The 19,553-nt window shown below is 72.2% G+C and carries 17 protein-coding genes; 11 read left to right on the top strand and 6 right to left on the bottom strand.

What is annotated here, in order from left to right; genetic code table 11:
• The first annotated feature begins 30 nt into the window (after positions 1-30).
• Positions 31-774, top strand: coding sequence for a class I SAM-dependent methyltransferase (locus ACIRR9_RS33930; protein WP_403759826.1), 744 nt, complete (start codon positions 31-33; stop codon positions 772-774).
• A gap of 65 nt (positions 775-839) precedes the next feature.
• Here the strand turns inward: ACIRR9_RS33930 and ACIRR9_RS33925 are convergent, their stop codons facing one another.
• From ACIRR9_RS33925 to ACIRR9_RS33910, 4 genes are read right to left on the bottom strand one after another with little or no spacing between them, the layout of a single operon-like run.
• The gene (locus ACIRR9_RS33925; RefSeq protein ID WP_403759823.1) at positions 840-1,745 is read right to left on the bottom strand and encodes a DUF4931 domain-containing protein; all 906 of its coding nucleotides are present in this window, start codon (positions 1,743-1,745) and stop codon (positions 840-842) included.
• Positions 1,742-2,635 (bottom strand): sugar phosphate isomerase/epimerase family protein, encoded by an 894-nt coding sequence (locus ACIRR9_RS33920; RefSeq protein ID WP_403759820.1) that lies wholly within the window; start codon positions 2,633-2,635, stop codon positions 1,742-1,744. The genes ACIRR9_RS33925 and ACIRR9_RS33920 overlap by 4 nt, the downstream gene beginning before the upstream one ends.
• The gene (locus ACIRR9_RS33915; protein WP_403759817.1) at positions 2,632-3,936 is read right to left on the bottom strand and encodes a DegT/DnrJ/EryC1/StrS family aminotransferase; all 1,305 of its coding nucleotides are present in this window, start codon (positions 3,934-3,936) and stop codon (positions 2,632-2,634) included. Before ACIRR9_RS33915 ends, ACIRR9_RS33920 begins: the two co-directional genes overlap by 4 nt.
• On the bottom strand, positions 3,933-5,045 hold the full coding sequence (locus tag ACIRR9_RS33910) for a Gfo/Idh/MocA family protein (protein ID WP_403759815.1): 1,113 nt from the start codon (positions 5,043-5,045) through the stop codon (positions 3,933-3,935). Before ACIRR9_RS33910 ends, ACIRR9_RS33915 begins: the two co-directional genes overlap by 4 nt.
• Positions 5,046-5,249: 204 nt before the next feature.
• Between ACIRR9_RS33910 and ACIRR9_RS33905 the strand changes: the two genes are divergently transcribed.
• From ACIRR9_RS33905 to ACIRR9_RS33895, 3 genes are read left to right on the top strand one after another with little or no spacing between them, the layout of a single operon-like run.
• Positions 5,250-5,927: an SIS domain-containing protein gene (locus tag ACIRR9_RS33905; protein WP_403759813.1), complete on the top strand. Its 678-nt coding sequence runs from the start codon at positions 5,250-5,252 to the stop codon at positions 5,925-5,927.
• Positions 5,924-6,574: a D-glycero-alpha-D-manno-heptose-1,7-bisphosphate 7-phosphatase gene (locus ACIRR9_RS33900; RefSeq protein WP_403759811.1), complete on the top strand. Its 651-nt coding sequence runs from the start codon at positions 5,924-5,926 to the stop codon at positions 6,572-6,574. The genes ACIRR9_RS33905 and ACIRR9_RS33900 overlap by 4 nt, the downstream gene beginning before the upstream one ends.
• Positions 6,571-7,749, top strand: a complete 1,179-nt coding sequence (locus tag ACIRR9_RS33895) for a cytochrome P450 (RefSeq protein WP_403759809.1) — start codon at positions 6,571-6,573, stop codon at positions 7,747-7,749. The genes ACIRR9_RS33900 and ACIRR9_RS33895 overlap by 4 nt, the downstream gene beginning before the upstream one ends.
• A 44-nt stretch (positions 7,750-7,793) precedes the next feature.
• Here the strand turns inward: ACIRR9_RS33895 and ACIRR9_RS33890 are convergent, their stop codons facing one another.
• The gene (locus ACIRR9_RS33890; RefSeq protein WP_403759807.1) at positions 7,794-8,783 is read right to left on the bottom strand and encodes a JmjC domain-containing protein; all 990 of its coding nucleotides are present in this window, start codon (positions 8,781-8,783) and stop codon (positions 7,794-7,796) included.
• A 484-nt stretch (positions 8,784-9,267) separates the two neighbouring features.
• Between ACIRR9_RS33890 and ACIRR9_RS33885 the strand changes: the two genes are divergently transcribed.
• The 6 genes from ACIRR9_RS33885 to ACIRR9_RS33860 all read left to right on the top strand — a co-directional run bounded on the left by ACIRR9_RS33885 (position 9,268) and on the right by ACIRR9_RS33860 (position 16,773).
• Entirely contained in the window at positions 9,268-11,550 is a 2,283-nt protein-coding gene (locus ACIRR9_RS33885) for a peptidase domain-containing ABC transporter (RefSeq protein WP_403759805.1), read from the top strand.
• Positions 11,538-12,971, top strand: a complete 1,434-nt coding sequence (locus tag ACIRR9_RS33880) for a condensation domain-containing protein (protein ID WP_403759803.1) — start codon at positions 11,538-11,540, stop codon at positions 12,969-12,971. The genes ACIRR9_RS33885 and ACIRR9_RS33880 overlap by 13 nt, the downstream gene beginning before the upstream one ends.
• 44 nt (positions 12,972-13,015) lie before the next feature.
• The gene (locus tag ACIRR9_RS33875) at positions 13,016-13,255 is read left to right on the top strand and encodes a phosphopantetheine-binding protein (protein ID WP_365347969.1); all 240 of its coding nucleotides are present in this window, start codon (positions 13,016-13,018) and stop codon (positions 13,253-13,255) included.
• Positions 13,256-13,260: 5 nt separating this feature from the next.
• The gene (locus tag ACIRR9_RS33870; protein ID WP_403759801.1) at positions 13,261-14,670 is read left to right on the top strand and encodes a class I adenylate-forming enzyme family protein; all 1,410 of its coding nucleotides are present in this window, start codon (positions 13,261-13,263) and stop codon (positions 14,668-14,670) included.
• A complete protein-coding gene (locus ACIRR9_RS33865) occupies positions 14,667-16,493 on the top strand; it encodes an AMP-binding protein (RefSeq protein ID WP_403759799.1) in 1,827 nt (608 codons plus the stop codon). The genes ACIRR9_RS33870 and ACIRR9_RS33865 overlap by 4 nt, the downstream gene beginning before the upstream one ends.
• Before the next feature lie 115 nt (positions 16,494-16,608).
• Positions 16,609-16,773, top strand: coding sequence for a hypothetical protein (locus ACIRR9_RS33860; RefSeq protein ID WP_365347975.1), 165 nt, complete (start codon positions 16,609-16,611; stop codon positions 16,771-16,773).
• 91 nt (positions 16,774-16,864) lie between these two features.
• Here ACIRR9_RS33860 and ACIRR9_RS33855 read toward each other — a convergent pair whose 3' ends face one another.
• Positions 16,865-17,035: a hypothetical protein gene (locus ACIRR9_RS33855; RefSeq protein ID WP_403759796.1), complete on the bottom strand. Its 171-nt coding sequence runs from the start codon at positions 17,033-17,035 to the stop codon at positions 16,865-16,867.
• Positions 17,036-17,441: 406 nt separating this feature from the next.
• On the opposite strand from ACIRR9_RS33855, the gene ACIRR9_RS33850 reads away from it, so the two are divergent.
• Positions 17,442-18,536 carry an alanine--tRNA ligase-related protein gene (locus ACIRR9_RS33850; protein ID WP_403759794.1) on the top strand — a complete coding sequence of 365 codons (1,095 nt, stop codon included), beginning with the start codon at positions 17,442-17,444 and terminating at the stop codon, positions 18,534-18,536.
• Positions 18,537-19,553: the final 1,017 nt, after the last annotated feature.

The following is a 19,553-nucleotide window of genomic DNA, read 5'->3' as shown; positions in this document are numbered from 1 at the left end:
CACCCGCACCAGAGGAAGGACAGGGAGACCATGACAGAGACCCGGACCGGCACCTATCCGGTGGATCCTCATGCCACCGCCATGGACGACTACCTGCGAGGCTGCTACCGGCCGCCGTTCTGCTACGTGCGCAGTGACGGGAAGGTGTCCGAGGACCCCATCGAGCGCCGCTTCGAGGATCCGTCGGACTTCCGGGACTACGAACGGCGGGCCTTCGACAAGGCGTCCGGCAGGGTTCTCGACATCGGCTGCGGCGCGGGCAAGCACCTTCTGCCCCTGCAACGGGCGGGCCTGGAGGCCGAGGGAATCGACATCTCCCCGCAGGCCGTGCGGATCTGCCGTGCGCGCGGCGGCCGGAACGTCCAGGTCATGGACGCCCTTCGGCTCACCTACGCCCCCGGGACGTTCGACTCCGTGCTGCTGTTCTCCAACGGGCTGTCCATGGGCGGCACCCCGGCCGGAGTGAACCGACTGCTCGCCGAATGCCATCGTGTCACCCGGCCGGGCGGGCGCGTGCTGCTCGGCAACACCGACGTCGCGCTCTCCACCGATCCGGCCGATCTGGCCTATCAGGAGGAGAACGTGCGGCGCGGCGACCCGCGGGGACTGGTCCGCATGCGCACCTCCTACGCCGGCGTCAGCAGCGACGAGTTCGACTGGCTGTTCGTGTCTCCGGCGGATCTGGCCGTCGCCGCGGCCGAGACCGGCTGGAGTGTCACCGACGTCGACGCCACCGCCTGGGGCGGCTATGCGGCGGTGCTCGACCGGGAGTGAGACACCCGAGGAACACGGCGATGCCCGCGACGCGCCTGCGCCGCGGGCATCGCCGTACCCGTTCCCTAGGCCTCGCGGAGCCTTCCGGCGGCCACGGCCGGCACCAGGGGATTGACCATCACCCCGGAACCGTGCTCACCGGCCGCGACGTGCCGGCGCCTGCCCGGCGCGTGCCACAGACCCGTCACATGCACATGCAGGTGCGCCTGGGGCCAGTGCCCCCGGGTGGGCCGCTGGTGGATCCACATCATCGACGGCATGGTGCCGCCCACCACCCGGTCGAGCCGGCGCAGCGCCTCGCCGAGCGTCCAGGCCATTTCGTCGCGGGACTCCGACGACAGCGACGGGAGGTCCGGCACATGCGCGCGGGGGGCCAGGCGGAGTTCGTACGGCCATCCCGCCGCCCGGGGCACCCAGGCGCGCCAGCCCCGGGTGCCGAGCACGACCAGGTCGTCCGCAACGCTCTCCGCGCACAACGCGCAGGTGCCGGAGCGCAGTTCACGCATCGGGACGTCGGGCGGCTCGGGGAACGCGAAGATCTGGCCGTGCGGATGGTCCACGGACGCCCCCGCCTCGCCGCCGCGGTTCTCGAAGACGAGGACGTAGCCGGTGTCCGCCCTCCGGCCGAGCTCCGCGGTGCGCTCGGCCCACAGGTCGACCACCTTGCGCACCTCCTGCTGGCTCAGCCGGGCCAGGGAACCGGTGTGCCGCGGCGTGTACAGCACGACCTCGCTGGCTCCGGGCAGCGCGGGCCAGCGGTTGGGGAAGGCCTTGACGTCGTACGGATCCGGGGCCTCCGTGCCGCCGGGGCAGAACGGGCACGGTCCGGTCCGCGTCTGCGGCCTGTCCTGCCGGTGCCCGGCGATCAGGACCTGCTGGCCGGTGAGCGGGTCACGGAGCACGCCGTCGCCGGCCCCGGCACGGCGGTCCGCGGTCCGCGGCGGGTCACCGAGGAGCGGCGCGTCGGTCATCGCGCCCCTCCCGTCCGGTCCGGGCCGCTCACCGCACCGGCCCGCTCCGGTGCGGTCCGTACCCGGGGGAGTCCCCGGCGGGCCGTCTCCAGGAGGCCGGCCGCATGCGCGTGCAGGCCGGTGCCGGGTTCAGGGGCGGGCAGCACCTCGATGGACAGCGGTCCGCGGTAGCCGGCCCGGTGGACGGCGGTCAGCAGGTCCGCCGTCGGCTGCGTACCGCGGAAGGGCGCGGTGCGCGGACCGCTGTCCGCCGACCGGGGCGTCCCGTCCGGGACCCCGCTGACGTGCACCCAGCCGATCGCGTCCGACGGCAGTGCGTCCAGCCACTCGGTCCCGAGTCCCGCCCGGTAGAGGTGGAAGGTGTCCACCAGCAGCTGCGGCCGCTGTCCGGTGACCCCCCGCGCGGTCAGCAGGATCTCCGCCGCGGCGGCGAGATGGTCGGTGTCGTTGAGCTCCAGGCACATCCGCAGTCCGTGGCGTGCCGCCTGTGCGGCGAGCCGCCCGGCCCGGTCGGCGAGCCGGTCGCGGGTGAGCACGGCCATGCCCGGGCGCCGCCCGTTGAAGAAGGCGGAGACGCGGGTGCCGCCCGCCTCGGCGACGAGCGCGAACACCCGGGGGATGTCCCGGAGCCGCTGCTCGAACACCTCGTCGGGAACACTGCCGTTGTACGGTCCCGACCACGGGCAGGAGAAGATCCCGGCCCGTACCCCGTGCCGGGCGCACAGCTCGGCGAGCTGCTTCGGTCCGAGCGCGGCCAGTTCGGCCACGGGGACCTCGACCGCGTCGTAGCCGGCTGCCGCGGCCACCGCCACGTACTCGGCGAACGGCACATGGAATCCGAGGGTGCCGGGATCGAGGGCCCAGCCGTCGAAGGCGGCGGCCGGCGTCATCGCCGGGTGCCCGCGGGTCGTGCCGAGGCCGTGAACGCCCGCGCCGCGGGCAGGGCCCGGGCCAGGGCCCGTGCGATGTCGGCGGCGTCGTCCGGTGTGATGCCCTCGTTCCAGTTCATCACGAAGCTCTCTTTCAGGAAGCGCTCCGCATGGGGACAGTCGCCCCGGCGGTAGACGGGCGGTTCCGGGTGCAGGGTCCAGGGCAGGCCGTGGCGTCCCTCCGTGCCCCGGCGCTGGAGGGCGGCGCTCAGATAGAGCGGCGAGGTGCCGATGTAGCCGGGGCTGAACGGCACACCGTCGGCCCGCAGCGACTTCTCCACGGCCGCGGCCAGTTCCGGCTCGTCGGCGAGCTCGGGCCAGCGCACGCACAGCGCCCACCAGCTCGCTCGCTCTCCCGGGCGCTCGGCGGTGATCACCGGTCCCGGTTCGTCCCGCAGCGCCTCGACGACCACGGCGTACGACCGCCGCCGCCGGGCGATGATCTCGGTCGCCCGGCGGAGCTGGCAGAGGGCCACGGCCGCGGACAGCTCCGGCATGCGGTAGTTCAGGCCCACCACCGGATAGGCCCGGTTGCCCTGCCGGCCTCTGAGCCACCCCTTGTTCTGGATGAGTTCGGCACGCTCGTGGAACCGGCCCTCGGCCACGACGATGCCGCCCTCCCCGCAGCTGACCACCTTGGACTGCTGAAGGCTGAAGCAGCTGAGGTGGCCGTGCGTCCCCGCGTAGCCCTCGCGGTCGAAGCTGAAGTGCGCCTGGGACGCGTCCTCGACCAGAAAGACCCCGTGCTCGTCTGCCAGCTGACGCAGTGCCGCGGTGTCGGCGCAGCGGCCGAACAGGTGCACGGGGAGGATCGCGCCGGTGCGCGCGGTCATCGCCGCCGCCACCGTCTCGCAGGTCAGCATCCCGGTCTCCGGGGACACGTCCGCGAAGACGGGCACCAGGTTGGCCTGGAGGATCGCGATGACCGTGCCCATGTCGGTGACCGGGGTGGTGACCACCTCGGATCCCGGTGCGAGGTCCAGCGCTGCGAGGGCCACGTGCAGCGCGGCGGTCCCGGACGACACGGCGAGCGCGTGCGGCACGCCCAGGCGTTCGGCCCAGGCGCGTTCGAGGTCGTCGACGGCGGTGCCGCCCCACCGGGTGAGGGTCCCGCGGCGGAGCACGTCGCGTACGGCGTCCTCCTCCTCCGGGCCGAAGATCCTGCCGGAGCCGTCGTAGGCCACCGGCAGCGGGGTGGTGCGTACGGGTTCCCCGCCCAGGAGAGCGGGGACTTCCGTGGTGCGCAGCAGCTCGCCGTTCAACGCGCCGCCTCCGTCCGTGACTCCAGGCGTACGGACTCGCCGGTGCGGGAGGACTCGTACACCGCGTCGAGGGTGCGCAGGACGTCGACGTGCCGAAGGGCGGCGAGTTCGCTCTCCCGGCCCTCGGCCAGTGACGCCAGGAACTCGGCCATGGGACCGGCGAAGGCGTCCGGGAACCACGACGTGGCCGTGGTGAAGGTCTCCTCGCCGGTGTCCGTCGTCACCCGCAGTTCGGTCGGCGTGGCGACCAGGGTGCCACCGGGTCCGGAGACGACGATCTGCTCGGCGTCCGGGTGGTAGTGCCAGACGCCGTCGTCGCGGCAGGCCCAGTCCTCCAGCAGGTTGGCCACGGCACCCGACGCGAATCGCAGCACGATGACCGCCACGTTGTCGCCGTCGACGCCGAGCCCCCCGACGTTGCGGACCACCGAGTACACCGAGCTGACCGGCCCGAACGCCCAGTGCAGCAGATCGACGTGGTGCACGGCCATCTCGTAGGCGATCAGCCGGGGGAGACGGCTGCGCCACTGGTCGCCCTCCTTGCGGTTGAGGCCCCGGTTGACGAACGAGACGAGGGGGTCGGGACCCACCAGGCCGCGTGCGAGCAGCTCGCGTGCCTTGCGGAAGGTCGGCACCCAGCGGCCGTTGAGGTTGACCGCCATCGGGACGCCCAGGGCCGCGGCGCGTTCGGCGAGGTCCCGCGCGGCGCCGCTGTCCTGGGCCAGTGGCTTCTGCACCAGCAGCGGCGGGCAGGCCGACCCGCAGACGTCGAGCAGCTCGGTCAGGAAGGCGTGATGGAGAGGCGACGGCAGGGCGACGTCCAGGACGTCCAGCCCGAGGGAGGGCAGTGCCTCCGCGAACTGCCGGCCGGAGGTGAAGACCCGGGGGCGTGGCGCGTCCCCCATCGCATCCAGCGCCCGGTCGATGGAGAACGGGTCGTTGTCGAAGAGGACGGCCGGGGTCAGACCGAGCTGCAGATAGGCGGGGATATGAGCAAAACTCGCGATACCGCCCGCCCCCGCAATTCCGATCCGGGTGCCTGCGGCCGGCCTCGAGTAGATCGGAGTCTCATCCAGGGACTGGACGCGATGTCCGGTCTGCGAGGGCATGGACAAATTTCCTCCCGTAAAGGAAGCGGTTTGTGACTGGATTCGCCGACCGCATTGCAGTCGCGCTCCCGAGAGCCCGCGTAGCGGTGGCGGCAAAGGTCGACTCTTGATTGTGACTGATGACTGTGACAATCTGTCAAGGTGCGATTGGGTGCACAGTCACGACGCGCTGTTGTGAGGATGTCTCACGCGAGGGGAACCGGAATGCCGACCGATCAGGCCAACGGCGGAAACCGCCAGCTGGAGAGCTACCTGGGGGAACTGGCGCGGGCCCTCGCCCTCCTGGACCGGTCGGCCGTGACCCGGTACGCCGAACAGCTGGGCCTGGCGCGGGCGGAGGGGCGGCAGGTGTTCCTCCTCGGCAACGGCGGAAGTTCCGCGACGGCCAGTCACCACGTCACCGACCTGCTCAAGACCAGCGCCGTGCCGGACTGTGCGCCGCTGCGGGCGTTCTGCCTCAGCGACAGCACCCCCCTCACCACCGCCATCGCCAACGACATCGCCTACGAGGAGGTGTTCGCCTACCAGCTGGCCGCCTACGCCCGGCCCGGGGACCTCGTCGTCGCGCTGAGCTGCTCGGGGACCAGCCCGAACGTCGTGCGCGCGGGGGACACGGCCAGGCGCAACGGCCAGCGGCTCGTGGCCCTGACCGGTGACACCGCCGCCGGTGTGGCTCCGCTGGCGGACCTGCACATCCGGGTGGCCAGCAGCAACCACGGCGTCATCGAGGACGTCCACATGACGGTCTGCCACGCGGCCTCGCAGCTGCTGCGGGCGGACCTGGAGCGGCAGTCCGTACGGCCCGCCCGCGACGCCTCCCCGCGGCGCGAGGACGGCCCGCCCCCGCAGACCTCGCTGGTCAACGTGCCGGAGCCGGCGTGACCGTGCCCGCCGCGGGGACGCGGCCCGCGGTCTTCCTCGACCGGGACGGGACCCTGATCCGCGATGTGCCCCACCTCGGCGACCCCCGGCGGGTGGAGCTGCTGCCCGGCACCGGCCGGGCCCTGCGCCGTCTCACCGCCGCCGGTTTCGTCACCGTACTGGTGACCAACCAGTCCGCCATCGGCCGCGGGCTGATCGACGAGACCGCCTACCGCGCGGTCGGCGCGGCTCTGGACACGCTGCTCGCCGACGAGGGCTGCCGTCTGGACGCCTCCTACTTCTGCCCGGAGGTTCCGCGGGGCGCCGACCGGACCGTGATCGAGCATCCGGACCGGAAACCGGGCCCCGGGATGCTGCTGCGTGCGGCGGCGGACCTGGGCCTGGACCTCGCGGCCAGCTGGATGGTGGGCGACATGGTGAGCGACGTGCTCGCCGGTCTGCACGCCGGCTGCCGAGGCACCGTGCTGGTCGGGGCCGCACCGGCCGGCGCACCGCCCGCACCGCCCGCGCTGCCCGCGGGCTTCGTGCGCACCGCACCCGACGTGGCCGCCGCGGCGGACCTCGTACTCGCCTCCCTCCGTACCGACGCCCCCTCACCGCAGGCCCGTCCCGGCGACGCCCGGACGTCCGAAAGGAGCAGACCATGACCCACCCCATGTTCGACGACTACTCGGTGACCGATCCCAACACCGCCATGCACGGCATGACCGAGACCGTCTCCGCCTACGAACCGACGATGAAGGCGCTGTTCGTCAACACCTACGACGAGGTGCGGGTCCTGCTGCGCGAGCGGTCCCTGCAGAACGCCAAAATCAGTGATCCGCTCATGGGGATGCTCCCTCCGGAGCAGTACGAGCTGCACCGGCCCATCAAGGAGTTCCTGGCCCTCTGGCCCCTGTTCTCGCACGGCGACCACCACGAGGCTCTCAAGGAGGGACTGCGTCCGGCGTTCACCAACGCGGCCCTCGAACCCGTCCTGGACTCGGCGCGGACGCGCTGCGCGGAACTCGTCGAGCAGGCCCGTGCCGCCGGGACCGTGGAATGGGTCGGCGGCTTCGCGTACCCCTTCGCCCGGCATCTGATCGCCGCCCTCTTCGGGGTTCCCGAGCCTCGGCTGCGGCCCGCCGTCGCGGCGGCCGAGGGGATCGTGCAGTACATGGCGAAGCCGCTGTCGCTGACCGACGACGACCTGGCCCTGACCACGCGCAAGGCGCTGGACGCCCTCCGGTCGGAGATCCACGGCACCGTACTGGCCACCGGCCAGGGGCCGGCGGCGGAGGCGCTGCGTGCCATCGAGGCGTCGCCCGGCCTCGGCCCCGAATCCGCGGTGGCCGCCGCCGCCCAGATCCTGACCGGTTCCCTGGACCCGCTCGCCGCGCTGCTCACCGACGCCGTCCGGCACTGGGGCCGTGCCGAGGAACAGCGGGACCATGACGCCGACGCGCTCACCGAGGAGACCCTGCGGCTGGGCTGTCCCTTCCGCTTCGTACAGCGGCACGTCAGCGCCCCGCTCACCGTGGACGGCCACGAACTGCGCCGCGGCGACCGCATCCTGCTGGGACTGGGGCCCGGAAACCTCGACCCGCGGCACTTCTCCGACCCGCTGGCCTTCCGCCCCGGCGACGACCGGCTCGCCCATCTGTCCTTCGGGTTCGGGCCGCACTACTGCCCCGGGGCCGCGCTCGCCCGGGGCAGCATCACGGCACTCTTCGACGAGTTGCGGCGGACCGGTGCGGTGGTGAGCACCGACGAGACGGAACTGCGCCGCTCGCCCTACCTGTCGGTGGGCAAGGTCCTCGCCCTGCCGGTCACCTTCCGCTGAACCGCCTTCCGCTGAACCGCCTTCCGCTGAACCGTCGCGCCCGGTCAGCTCCGGCGGGATTCAGGGTCCGGGGCGTCGCCCGGCGGCTCGTGGCCCTCGCGTCCGGCCGCCGGCACCGCCTCCCCGGTCATGGCCCGCCGGGTCAGGGCCGGCGGGCGAGGTGCCGGCGGAAGCTGGGCGAGCCGGGTGCGGCGGGCATGCCGGACGAGGTCCTCGGGCGAGAGCGTGTCGAGGCGCGCACGCACGTGTTCCAGCATGCCCTTCGCACAGGCCAGGACCGCGTCGTCGGTCAGCGGCCGGGTCTCCACGGCCATCCTCTCCCCGGCGATCTTGTGGAGGCTGCGGAACAGGTCGCCCATGTGGACCTCCCGGACGGTCAGCGACAGATGGGCGGACAGCCCGCTGTCGCCGGTGGCCCGGTGGGCGAAGCCGCGGGGAATGTACAGCACCTCGCCGGCCCTGAGCGTGGCCTGCATGACCTCCGGCGGCGGGTCGTCGTCCACCCTGCCCTGCTGCCAGTTGCCGTCGGCCGGGCCCTCGTGCACGTGCCAGTGCTTGCTTCCCTCGGTCTGGACGACCAGCACGTCGGCGTCGTCGCGGTGGAGGGGTACCCCCTGCCGGCCGGCGGGGGTGACGAAGCAGAAGGCCTCCACGGGCAGGCCCAGCTCGCCGGTGAGGGCGGCCAGCAGTTCCCGGGTGGGCTCGTGCCACTGGTCGACGCGGCGCAGCAGCAGGGTCGCGCCCCGGTCCAGCAGCGCGGAGATCTTCCGCTCGTCGGCGAACCCGTCGTGCCGGTCGCTGTACATGGGCCGCGAGGAGAGGTAGTCCGAGGGGCTGAGCGTCAGGTCGGCGCGGGTCATCTCGATGTAGGGCTCGCGCAGCAGTCCCGTGGCGAACGCGGCGTCGACGTCGGCGAGCGTGAACGGGCTCGGCGCCCCGCCGTCCGGCCGGAAGACGCCGGGGCGCCGGCGCCAGTACGTGGTCATGAAGGCGCTGGTGTCCCCTACCCACCGGGCGAGTGTCGGAGCGTGCATGGGGGCCTCCTCGTGAGCTGCGGAGCTGCCCGGCGACGCGCCTTCGGCACTCCACCGGATCACACTGACTTTGAGGGTGACAGCGATTGTGACTTGCTGTCAATTTCTCAGTCAAGGCTTTATTTCTGGGGATCGATTGGGTACGGTCTCATTGCCGTGGTCGACCCGATGTCCGCCACGGTGTTGTTTCGCTTTCGAGAAAGGGAAAAACATGACCGAGAACCAGGTCGACATCACCAACCTCTCCGACGAGGAGCTCGACGACATCGTGGGCGGCACCTTCCACGTCGACTCCAAGTGCGTCATCTGAAGTAGCTGAACCCGTCGCCGGCTCCGTCCCACGGAGACCGCGCGGCCGCCCCGGGTGCCGCAGTCCTCTGCAGCGCCCGGGGCGTCGGTACGGAAGGTGCCGCAGGACCCGGTCGGCGTGCCGGAGCAGTCACCCGCTCCCGGCATGCCGCCGCCGACAGGAAAGGGCAGGAGGATGTCGGCAGATTCGCGCTTCCGCACGGAGGCGCTGGAGCACCACCGGCGGGCCGACGGGCTGGGTCCGGTGCTCGGGCATGACGCCTCGGTACACCGGCCCAAGGGGCTCAGGGCCGTCGTCGCAGCTGCTCGGGAGGGGCTGGGCCGGTCCCGTCGAGGACGCCTGTCCGTCTGCTACCAGACCCAGGTCAGCGACTGCGGGCCGGCCTGTCTGGTGACGACCCTGCGTCACCACGGCGTCGAGGTGGACCTCGACACGGTCCGCGCCCGCGCGGACTCGGGCCGCAACGGCTCGTCCGCCCGCACGCTGCTGGAGATCGCCCGCTCGTTCGGCCTGCGCGGCAGAGGCGTCCGCGCCGACCTCGACGCCCTCCCGAAACTGACCCCCGGCGCCATCCTGTTCTGGAACTTCAGCCACTTCGTGGTGCTCGAAGCGGCGACCAAGGACTACGTGGACGTCATCGACCCGGCGTTCGGACGCCGGCGGCTGAGCCGCGCCTCGGTGGCCGAGGCGTTCACCGGCGTGGCGCTGGAGTTCGAACCGCCCCTGGCGCAGCCCCGCGCCAAGACGGCCCAGAACTCCGCGCAGGGCCCGTGGCGACAGCTGGGCCAGTTCCTGCCCCGCGGCCGTGAACTGATCCGGCTCGCGCTGGCCTCGGGCGCGTTGATGGCCTTCGAGCTGGCGCTGCCCCTCAGCACCGGCTTCATGGTCGAGCATGTGGTGCCGGACCGGGCCGCGACCAGGCTGTGGCTCTTCGCGGCCGTCCTCGGCGGCCTGGCGCTGCTGTTCCTCGCCCTGCAGGTCGTGAGGTCGTTCCTGGTGACCAGACGGCAGGCGGTCATAGAGAAACGCCTGACCCTGGGCATCGTCGGCCATCTGACCTCACTGCCGTACGACTACTTCACCGTGCGCAACTCCGGCGACCTGGCCATGAGAGCCCGGACCAGCAGTGTGCTGACCCAGGTGCTCAGCCTCACCGCGGTCTCCGCCGCCTTCGACGTGCTGCTGACCGCGGCCTACCTGATCGCCATCGTGCTGGTCGACCCGTTCCTCGCCGCGGTGGTGATCGCGCTGATCGCCGTCCAGGCCGGCGTGCTCGTCCTCACCTGGCGCCGGCAGACGGTGCTCAGCCAGGAGGTCCTGGAACGGCAGACGACGTCCCAGGCAGAACTCATGGAGATGCTGGAGAGCATCACCAGCCTCAAGGCCAGTGGCATGGAGGGACGTTCGGCCGAGCGCTGGTCGCACTCCCTGGTCCGCGAGGTGAACAAGCGGCTGCACGCGCGCCGCAGTCTCGCGCTGACCACATCGCTGAGCAGGGCGACGCAGTTCGCGGCCCCCCTCCTCGTACTGCTGCTCGGTGTCTGGCGCGTGCTCCACGGGCACACCTCCCTCGGCGCCGCGCTGGGCTTCATGACGCTGACGATGGCGCTCTTCGTCCCGCTGGAGGGCGTGTTCGACGCCGCCTCCCAACTCGCCATGATCCGGCCCACGCTGGCCAGACTCGACGACGTCCTGCGTACGCCGCCGGAGCCCCGCGGGCTGCTCGCCGACACCGGGGTCACGGAACCGGGCCGGATCACCGCGACCGGAGTGGCCTTCCGCTACGCCGGTGCCCCCGCCCCCACCCTCAAGGACGTGGAACTCGCCATCGAGCCGGGCCAGTTCGTGGTGGTCGTCGGCAGGTCGGGGTCGGGCAAGTCGACCCTCGGCATGCTGCTGGCCGGGCTCCACGTCCCCACCGCCGGCATGCTGACGGTCGGCGGGGTGGACATCGCCGAACTGGACCGGCCCACGTTCCGGCGGCAGATCGGCTACGTCAACCAGGACGCCCGGCTCTTCGGCGGCTCGATCCGCGAGAACATCCTCTTCGGCGCCGACGAGGACCTGGCCAAGGACGAGTTGATCGACACGGTGCGGCCGGCCCAGATCCACGACGAGATCCAGGCCATGCCGATGGGCTACAACACCCTGGTGGGCCCCGGCGGACACGGGCTCTCCGGCGGGCAGCGGCAGCGGATCGTGCTGGCGAGGGCCCTCGCCAAGAAGCCGCGGCTGCTGATCCTGGACGAGGCGACCAGCGCCCTGGACCCGGCGCTGGAGAAGCGCATCCTGGACGGCCTGCTCGCGGCGGGCATCACCGTGGTCGTCATCGCGCACCGCCTCACCGTCCTGGACCGGGCCGACCAGGTGATCGTCATGAACGGCGGCCGGATCGTGGAATCGGGAGCCCCCGCTGAACTCCTGGCGGACGGCGAGGAGTTCGCATGTCTGATCTGAGCGACCCGCGGAACACCGGGAGCCGCCCGCAGGACGGGACACCGGTGCCGTCGGGACCAGCCGTGGTGCCCCTGACCTTCGAGCAGCAGCGCTACCACGCGAAGATCAACCGGGCCGGATGGGTGCACAAAAACGTCCGGATCTCCTTCGAGATCTCGGGCGGGCTCGACACCTCCCGGCTCGTCGAGGCCCTGGACGCGTTCGTCCGCAGGCACGACGCCCTGCACATGCGGCTGGTCTCCGGTCCCGGCGGCCCGCGCGGCCAGCAGGCCCACCCGCCCGGCACCGACGAGCGGTCGGTCACCGTGCAGAGCGTGCGCGCCGCCTCGGCCGAACAGTTCGCCCGGTACGCCTCGGCCGTCCTGTCACGCGACGTGGTCACCGAGTGGGCCGACGGCTCCCGGCCGTTCGCCCTGCGGCTGCTGAGCCACGGCGACGACCGGCACGCGCTGCTGGCGACCTTCCAGAACATGGTCTTCGACGGCCGCGCGCACCATCTGTTCGCCCGGGAGGTCTGGCGCGACTACGAGGCTCTCGGACGCGGCGAGACCCCACCGGCCACGGCCCCCTCGCTCGCCGCCGCGGCGATCCGCCAGCACGCGGGCGCCACCCCGGAGCGGACCGTACGCGCCCGGCGGGACTGGAGCCGGCGGCTGGCCTTCGAAGCCGCCAACGGATGGACGCGGCCCGCCGCGGCGGCCGGCACCGAGGACGGCGTGGTGCGGATCGAGTTCCCGGCCGAGACCGTGGCACCGCTGAGGCGGCTGTGCGAACGCGAGCGGTGCTCGCTGCCGCAGTGGGTGGTCGCCTCCTTCGCCCGGGCCGCCGCACGGGCCGCCGGGCGGGACCGGCTGGCCGTCCGGACCACGGTGGACACCCGGTCCACCCGCGAGCGGGACCTGGTGGGCATGCTCGCCGGCTCCGCCCCGCTGGCCCTGACCGGCCTCGACCAGCGCCTGCCCGACGTGGTGGACCATGTCCGCGGCGGGCTCCTCGACGCGCTGCGTCACCAGATCATGACCCCCGAGGACATCGCCGACTGCACGCCCGAGCCGGTAGCGGGCGGCCCCCTGCGGGGCGGCCAGCAGGTCATCGTCCACCTGCGCACCTTCGAGGGCGACTACGCGGCGACCCGTGAGACGGGACCGGCACGGATCACCACCGACGCCTACCCCCTGGTCCGCATCGGCACGACCCAGGACTCCGCCCTGCTGCTGAACTGCAACGCCTACCGCGACCGGCTGTTCCTCGGTCTGCGCTTCGACGGGGCGACGGTCGGTGGACCGCTGGCCCGGAGCATCCTCGACGCCATGGCCACGGACGTGATGAACACCGTGGCGCGCGCGGGTGCACCCGCTTCCCCGCGGCCGGACACGAGCCCCGACGCGGAGTTCCGCCCCGCCGTACCCCAGGTCCGCTGAACCGACGACGCGGCCACGCCGCACCGGATACCTCTGGAGAACCCATGTCCGACACGCCCCTCGGTCAGGTGCTGACCGCCGCGTCCGAGATCCTCATGCGCGAGGTCGGGCCCGAAGACGACTTCTTCTCGGCCGGCGGCGACTCCGTCGCCGCCGTGGAACTCGTCACCGAGCTGGAAAGGATGTTCCACACCGAGATCGACCTGGAACTGGTGCTGACCCAGCCGGACTTCGCGGCACTGGCCACCGTACTCGCGGACGTCTCCGCCGGCCGGGACAGGTGAGGCACATGCGGCCCTATCTCTGGGACCCCTGGAAGACGGCGGACCGGTTCCCCCACCGCCCCGCCGTCGTCGTCACCGACTCGGAAGAGGCCTTCACCTTCCGCGAGTTGAGGCAACGGGCCGATGCGATGGCCCGGGGACTGAAGCGGGCGGGGGTGGCGGAGGGCGCCATCGTCGCCACGGACATCCCTACCGGACCCCGCTTCTTCGCCTTGGCCCTGGCGGGGCTGCGCCACGGCTACGGAGTCTTTCCCGTGGGCGCCCACCACTTCGCGACCCCGACGGCCGACGCACTGCTCACCGGCACCGCCGCCGCCGTGCTCGTCACCGACGGCGCCCGGTCCCTCGGACCGCTGCCGTGCCCGGTCGTCGGGGACGACGAACTGGCCGCGGCGGTCGAACCGCCCCCCGCCGCCCCCGAGTCCGCGCGGCGGCCACGGGCCGGATACCTGGTGTTCGCCACCTCGGGCACCACCGGCGTCCCCCAGGCCGTGCTCCGCCCGCGCCCGCCCCGTCCGTACAAGGGCGTCGCCGTGGCCGAGCGGTACGGCGCCGGCACCGACCGCGGCGCGCACGTCATGGCCAACCCCACCTACCACCTGGGCACACTCGGGCCGGCCCTCTACGCCCTCCAGGCCGGCAGCGCGGTGGTCGTGCAGCGCGACTGGTCGCCCGCCGGCTTCTTCGCGGCGGTCGACCGGTACGAGGCGGACAGCGCCATGCTGAGCCCCGACCGCCTGCTGGAACTGGTGGAGGACGGGAAGGCACCGCACCACCCGCTGCGCGTGGTCTTCCACGGCGGATCGGCCTGTCCGCCCGCGGTCAAGCGCAGCGCCATCGACCTGCTGGGCCCCGTGCTGCACGAGTACTACGGCACCTCGCGCGGCACCCTCACGGAGATCGGCTCCGAGGACTGGCTCGACCGTCCGGGGTCCGTCGGGCGGCCGCTGCCGGGCATCGGGATCGAGATCGCGCGCGACGGGCACGCCGTACCGGCGGGCGCCGTCGGAGAGATCCGCGTGAGTCTGCGCGGCGCCGATCGCGGCGACGACGAGGAACGCTTCATGGACACCGGGGACATCGGCTTCCTGGACGCCGACGGATTTCTCACGGTGGTCGGCAGAGCGGACGTCTCGGGAGATCCGGACCAGGCCCGCCTCGAGTTCGAGATCCGGCTGATCCCGGGGGTGACGGATGTCGCCGTCGTCGGCGCCGACCTCACCTGCCATGTGGAGGTCAGCAGGCACTGCCCGGCCGATGTGACCCCCGCCGTACAGGCGGCGGCACAGCGTCTCGGCCTTACCCTGCGCGGTGTCGTCACCGGGCCCACCGGATCGCTGCCCCGTACGCCCAGCGGCAAAATCGCACGGGCGGCGCTCGCCGCGGCCCCCGCGCACGCGGACACCGGTCGGTGACGAGCCAGGGCCCCCTGGTGCCGACGGCGTACGGCTGGCTGCGACAGCACGCCCGACGCCACCCCCGACGCACCGCGGTGACGACATGGCGCGACGGAGCGGTCCGCGCCTCGACGACGTTCGCCGAACTGGCGGCGCTCGCCGAGCACTGCGCCTCCGTTCTGCGCGCGGACGGTGCCGCACCCGGCGACCGCGTCCTGCTCGTCCTGCCGAACGACGCCTCGTTCACGGCCGTCTTCCTGGCCGTCGTCGGGGCCGGTCTGATCGCAGTGCCGGCACCAACCCCCGAGGCGTCCCGTCCCGGGGCGTTCCGTGACCGGCTGCTGGGCATGGTCCAGGACTGCGATCCCGCCCTGCTGATCACGACGGACGGGTGGCACCAGGAGATCCGCTCGCTCCTGGACGGCCGGGGCGGGCGGTGCGCCGTACGCTCCTGGGAACGTGCCGCCGCCCCGGGCGCGCCCAGCCGTACGGTCACCCACGCGCAGGCCCACGACATCGCCTTCCTGCAGTACACCTCCGGGTCGACCGCCGATCCGAAGGGGGTGGCCGTCAGCCACGGCGCGCTGCTGGCGAGTTGCGGCCAGGCGGCGCGGACCTACCGGGAGCGGTACGACGACGTGGCCGTGACCTGGGTGCCGCTCTCCCATGACATGGGCCTGGTGACGGGGGTGCTGCGGCCGATGTTCACCGGGTACGGATCGGTGCTGATGCCGGCCCGTGAGTTCGCCTGTTCACCGGCGTCCTGGCCGGCGGCCGTCAGCGCGTGCCGGGGGACCCTGTCCAGCGCCCCCGACTTCGGCTACGACCTGTGCGTACGGCGCGTTCCGCGTGCGGAGGCCGACGCCTTCGACCTCGCCTCGTGGCGGGTGGCCCGCAACGCCGGGGAGTTCGTCCGGCCCGGCACGCTGGACCGGTTCGCGGCGCACTTCGGCGCCGCGGGCTTCCGGCGCGCCGCCCTGTGCCCTTCCTACGGCATGGCGGAGGCCACCCTCACCGTCACCGCGAGCACCCCCGAGCGACCTGCCCTGCGCCTGGAGGTGCTGCGGCGGCCCCTGGCCGAGGGCGCGGTCGTTCCCGTGGAGCGGGGGAGTGCGGTGGACGAGCCCATCGCATCGCTGCTCTCCTCGGGCATCCCTGTGGCGGGGACGCGGGTCGCCGTCGCAGGGGCGGCGGAGGGCGCCGTCGGCGAGATCCTGCTCCGGGGACCTCAGCTGTTCAGCGGCTACTGGCAGCAGCGGGACGCGGCTCCCGTGCGGCCTTCCGGCGGCGGGGAGTGGCACGCCACGGGAGACCGGGGCTTCCTGTACGGGGACCATCTCTTCGTCCTGGGACGGGCCGACGACGTGCTGGTCCATCGCGGGAAGCAGTTCCACCCGGCGGACGTCCTCGCCGTGTGCGCCGCGTTCCCGGAGATCAACCCGGGCCGCTGCGTCGTGTTCGCGACGGATCCGCCCGGGAGCGGGGAGGGCGGACGGGGTTCGGACGTCCATCTGGTGGCCGAACTGCGCGTGAGCACACCTCCGGCCGGACTGGCCGGTCTCCTGAGGCGTCGGCTGGCGGGAGAGCTCGATCTCTACGTCGCACAGGTGCACTTCGCGTCCCGCGGGAGCCTGCCGGTCACGACCAGCGGGAAGCTCCGGGCGTCCGAGGTCGCACGCCGTTTCCGGGCGGGCACGCTGCCGCTGCCCGGCCGTTACGCCGACGACACGCCCGCTGCCCCGAGCCACGGGAAAACACCCTCAAAAGTATATTTCGACAGAAATGAAATGCATCAAACCATGACAAGTGATGCTCATGCTCCAGGCTTGCCGCCGTCTTGACTGCGGCAGTCATGTAATTTCGTTCGTATGGGCGATCGGCCCCGCCCGCGGTGTCGGCGCGCCGCCCTGCAACATCCCGTCGACTGGTGTGCAAGGCAATCGGGAGAGAAAACGTATGAGAAGCACCGCTGCTGCCCGCTCTCTGTTCGCCGTCCTGGCCCTGCTCTGTGTCCTGGGGGCGGCGTCGTCGCCGGCCGGGCCGGTCCGGGGTGCGGTCGCCGGCCGGGACGTCCGTGCTGCGGGCGGCCCCGATGGCCCCGACCTGCCCCTGTGCTGCTGAGATCCGGAGCCGCCGGGAACGATGGTCGAAGAGCCCCTCGAGTTGCTCGGGGGGCCCTTTCGCGCGGTGCCGCCGCCTTCCCCGGACCGTCTCAGCAGCAGAGCGGGATGTCGCCGTCGGTGCCGCTGGTCGGCCCCCCGGCCGAAACGGCCCAGCTGGTTTCGTGAAGGCTCGTCGAGCGTATGGGGAGCGCTCCCACGGTCGTGATGCCCATGAGCAGCAGCGCGAGGGTGGTCAGGGAAAAGGCGGCAAGAGTGCGCACGGTGGGACCTCTCCGTCACTTCGGTTTTGAGTCACTCGGTTCGACTGAGGAAATCTTGACAGTTCATGACTGGTCTAGTCAAGAAACGAATGTCGCAGACGATATGCCGTAAATGAGGCCCTTTGAGAGTGGTCTCAGGTCGCGATATCGTGGCATTTATTTATCAATTTGGGTAATCTTTGGGCTCGGAATTTTTCTTGTTACATTGGGAGTCATAAGTGAGTCACTAATGAATTGGGGGACGGTAGGGTTGGCCGGAGCGTCGACAGATATTCAGCAGGCGTCCGAGGTCCTGGCCGCCCGGGGCTACCGTTGGCAGCCGCCGCCGACCTTGGTGCCGCCCGACCGCGCGGAACTGTTTACGAGCCACCTGGCGCCCTCGTGGATCGACCCGCTGCTCAGTTCGGTGTCCCGATCGTGGGGCGGCGTCTACACGGTGCGCTGGTCGATCGGGACGCGGCCCATGGGTGCCCTGCCGGTCGCCATGCCCCCTTCGGCCCAGCGGGTGCTGAGCGCCGTCTGGGCGGGGCCACGTCCGTTCCACGTCCCCATCGAGCACGTCGTGGAAGCACTCGCCGGTGTGGGGGTGGACGCGGGCAGGCTCGCCTTCGTTGTGCCGGCGCACCCCGCCGACTCCGACCCCCTGTGCCGGGCCCTTGCCCACCTGGGGATGGCGGGGCATCGGATCGGATACGACTGGCGGACCGTGTCGACCGCGAAGCGGGCGGTGCTCGCCGGCGGGCCTCGGCTCAGCATCGAGTTCCCGGTCGGTTCCCCCTGTGGCGGCGCCTGCGGTCCGGGATGCCGGTGCGGACGCTATCTCACGCTCGCCCACCTCCAGTTCAGCCCGGCCTCCCAGGGCCGTTCGCTGCTGGAGGTCGCGATCCTGGAGAGCGAACTCCTCAGCGCCGTGGACGACACCCGTGAACCGTTCGGTGTGCGGCGCTTCGAGGCGCTGGTGAAGAGTGTCCGTGACGTGCTGTCGGTGCACGGGACGCGCGGCACACAGGCCCAGCGGGTTCGCCTGCTGGTCGACCGGGTCTTCACCGCTGCCCTGCTCATCGGGTCGGGCTTCGTGCCGGGGCCCCGCGGGCGGTCGCATGTGGTGCGCAGGTTGCTGCGTAACGCGGCCACGGAGCTCGCCCTCACCGGCGTGTCCCTCACCTGGCTCGAAGGTCTCGTGCAGGTCGCGGACCAGACCGCACGCACGCAGCTGGGTTTCACACCGCTCACCGACTACCTGCTGGAGACGGTGCGCGCGGAGCGGGAACGCTTTGCGCGCGTGCTGGCGAAAGCGCCTGCCCTGCTGGAGAGCGCGGTGACAGCGCGCCATCCACCTGCCGAACAGGCGTACGCCCTGCTGCGGTTGCGTAGCGACCACGGCATCCCGCTCGGAGTCGCCGTCGCGTGGTGCCGGGAGCACGGCATCGCCGTATCCCTGCGGCAACTGGCCCGGCTCGACCGCGACCGACACGTCGAGAAGGGCCCCTGGCCGCCGTGACGCCCGCGAGGGGCCGGGCGGTGGCCGACGGCGATGGGGCGGCGGATTTTCGGAGGGGCACCGTGCACGCCTGGCGCGGCAGGACGGTGTGGGCCGAGACCGGCGGGTCCGCCGGGTTGCCGACCACGATCTCCGGCCGACCGGTGCCGGTGCTCTCGGTCGGTTCCGGACCGGACGAGTTCGAAGAAGGGACGGGTGTCGACGCCTTGCGCGGACCGGCGCGGGCGAACCGGGAGTGGCCGGCCCGGGCGCGGGGGCGCGGTCGGCCGGGCGCGCGAAGAAGACTTCGGCCTTTCCGCGGTTGACGCGTGGGTGCCGGGGGCGACGCCGCTGTCGCGTGCGACGGCGAAGTACCGGCCCGTGGCGGTGGGCGCGAATGGCCGGTCGCTCCCGAACAGGACATGTCCGGGGCGGGCGAATATGAGCGGCGTGGGCAGGGCGGTGGGGCTGGAGGGGAGCGTGGCGCCGAAGAGGGAACCGCAGAGGCCGTCGAGGGTGTCGAAGGGGCGGAGTCCGGTGTCGGGGTGATGGCGACGGCCGTGTCTCCTCGGGCGAGGTTCAGGACCTCCTCGGTCGACCCGTACAGGCCCAGTGCGCAGCCTGCCACCGTGTAGCCCGTTGTTCGGCCATCGATCGGTATCGGCGCGCGTCTGACGCACGGCCTGGCGGTGGCGCACGTAGGACGCACGAGGCTCCCGGAGGGGGCTGGATTTCGCCCTCGAAACCGCCTCCGACCCGCCGGCGGTAGTGGGCGGTGGCCATAGCCGGGGGCACCTGAGGGGTCAGCGGCGCTGGGACTTGGTGAGTGGGCAGAGCGCGCATCAGCGCCGGGGTACCGAAGGCGAGGTGCTGGAGGTGGAGGACATCGACGCTGGTCTACGCGGGCTGTCCGAGGAGATGTAAAGCAGTGGTGGGGGGGGCCCAGGGCAAGCGCCCCCCCCGAGCGAAAAAAAAGGCCCAGACACGATTTCATGTGCAACCCCCCCACAGGCCCCCCCCCGGCGCCCCCCCCCGAGG

It is taken from the genome of Streptomyces sp. NPDC101234 (genome assembly GCF_044767525.1).
Classification (GTDB): Bacteria; Actinomycetota; Actinomycetes; order Streptomycetales; family Streptomycetaceae; genus Streptomyces; species Streptomyces sasae.
This window is presented reverse-complemented; position numbering and strand designations above follow the sequence as displayed.

What these genes read in the sequence shown, in the direction of transcription:
- ACIRR9_RS33925 (WP_403759823.1), bottom strand. Translation starts at nt 1,745, where the DNA reads ATGACCGACGCGCCGCTCCTCGGTGACCCGCCGCGGACCGCGGACCGC.
- ACIRR9_RS33870 (WP_403759801.1), top strand. Translation starts at nt 13,261, where the DNA reads ATGCGGCCCTATCTCTGGGACCCCTGGAAGACGGCGGACCGGTTCCCC.
- ACIRR9_RS33860 (WP_365347975.1), top strand. Translation starts at nt 16,609, where the DNA reads ATGAGAAGCACCGCTGCTGCCCGCTCTCTGTTCGCCGTCCTGGCCCTG.
- ACIRR9_RS33920 (WP_403759820.1), bottom strand. Translation starts at nt 2,635, where the DNA reads ATGACGCCGGCCGCCGCCTTCGACGGCTGGGCCCTCGATCCCGGCACC.
- ACIRR9_RS33895 (WP_403759809.1), top strand. Translation starts at nt 6,571, where the DNA reads ATGACCCACCCCATGTTCGACGACTACTCGGTGACCGATCCCAACACC.
- ACIRR9_RS33890 (WP_403759807.1), bottom strand. Translation starts at nt 8,783, where the DNA reads ATGCACGCTCCGACACTCGCCCGGTGGGTAGGGGACACCAGCGCCTTC.
- ACIRR9_RS33875 (WP_365347969.1), top strand. Translation starts at nt 13,016, where the DNA reads ATGTCCGACACGCCCCTCGGTCAGGTGCTGACCGCCGCGTCCGAGATC.
- ACIRR9_RS33885 (WP_403759805.1), top strand. Translation starts at nt 9,268, where the DNA reads ATGTCGGCAGATTCGCGCTTCCGCACGGAGGCGCTGGAGCACCACCGG.
- ACIRR9_RS33930 (WP_403759826.1), top strand. Translation starts at nt 31, where the DNA reads ATGACAGAGACCCGGACCGGCACCTATCCGGTGGATCCTCATGCCACC.
- ACIRR9_RS33880 (WP_403759803.1), top strand. Translation starts at nt 11,538, where the DNA reads ATGTCTGATCTGAGCGACCCGCGGAACACCGGGAGCCGCCCGCAGGAC.
- ACIRR9_RS33905 (WP_403759813.1), top strand. Translation starts at nt 5,250, where the DNA reads ATGCCGACCGATCAGGCCAACGGCGGAAACCGCCAGCTGGAGAGCTAC.
- ACIRR9_RS33910 (WP_403759815.1), bottom strand. Translation starts at nt 5,045, where the DNA reads ATGCCCTCGCAGACCGGACATCGCGTCCAGTCCCTGGATGAGACTCCG.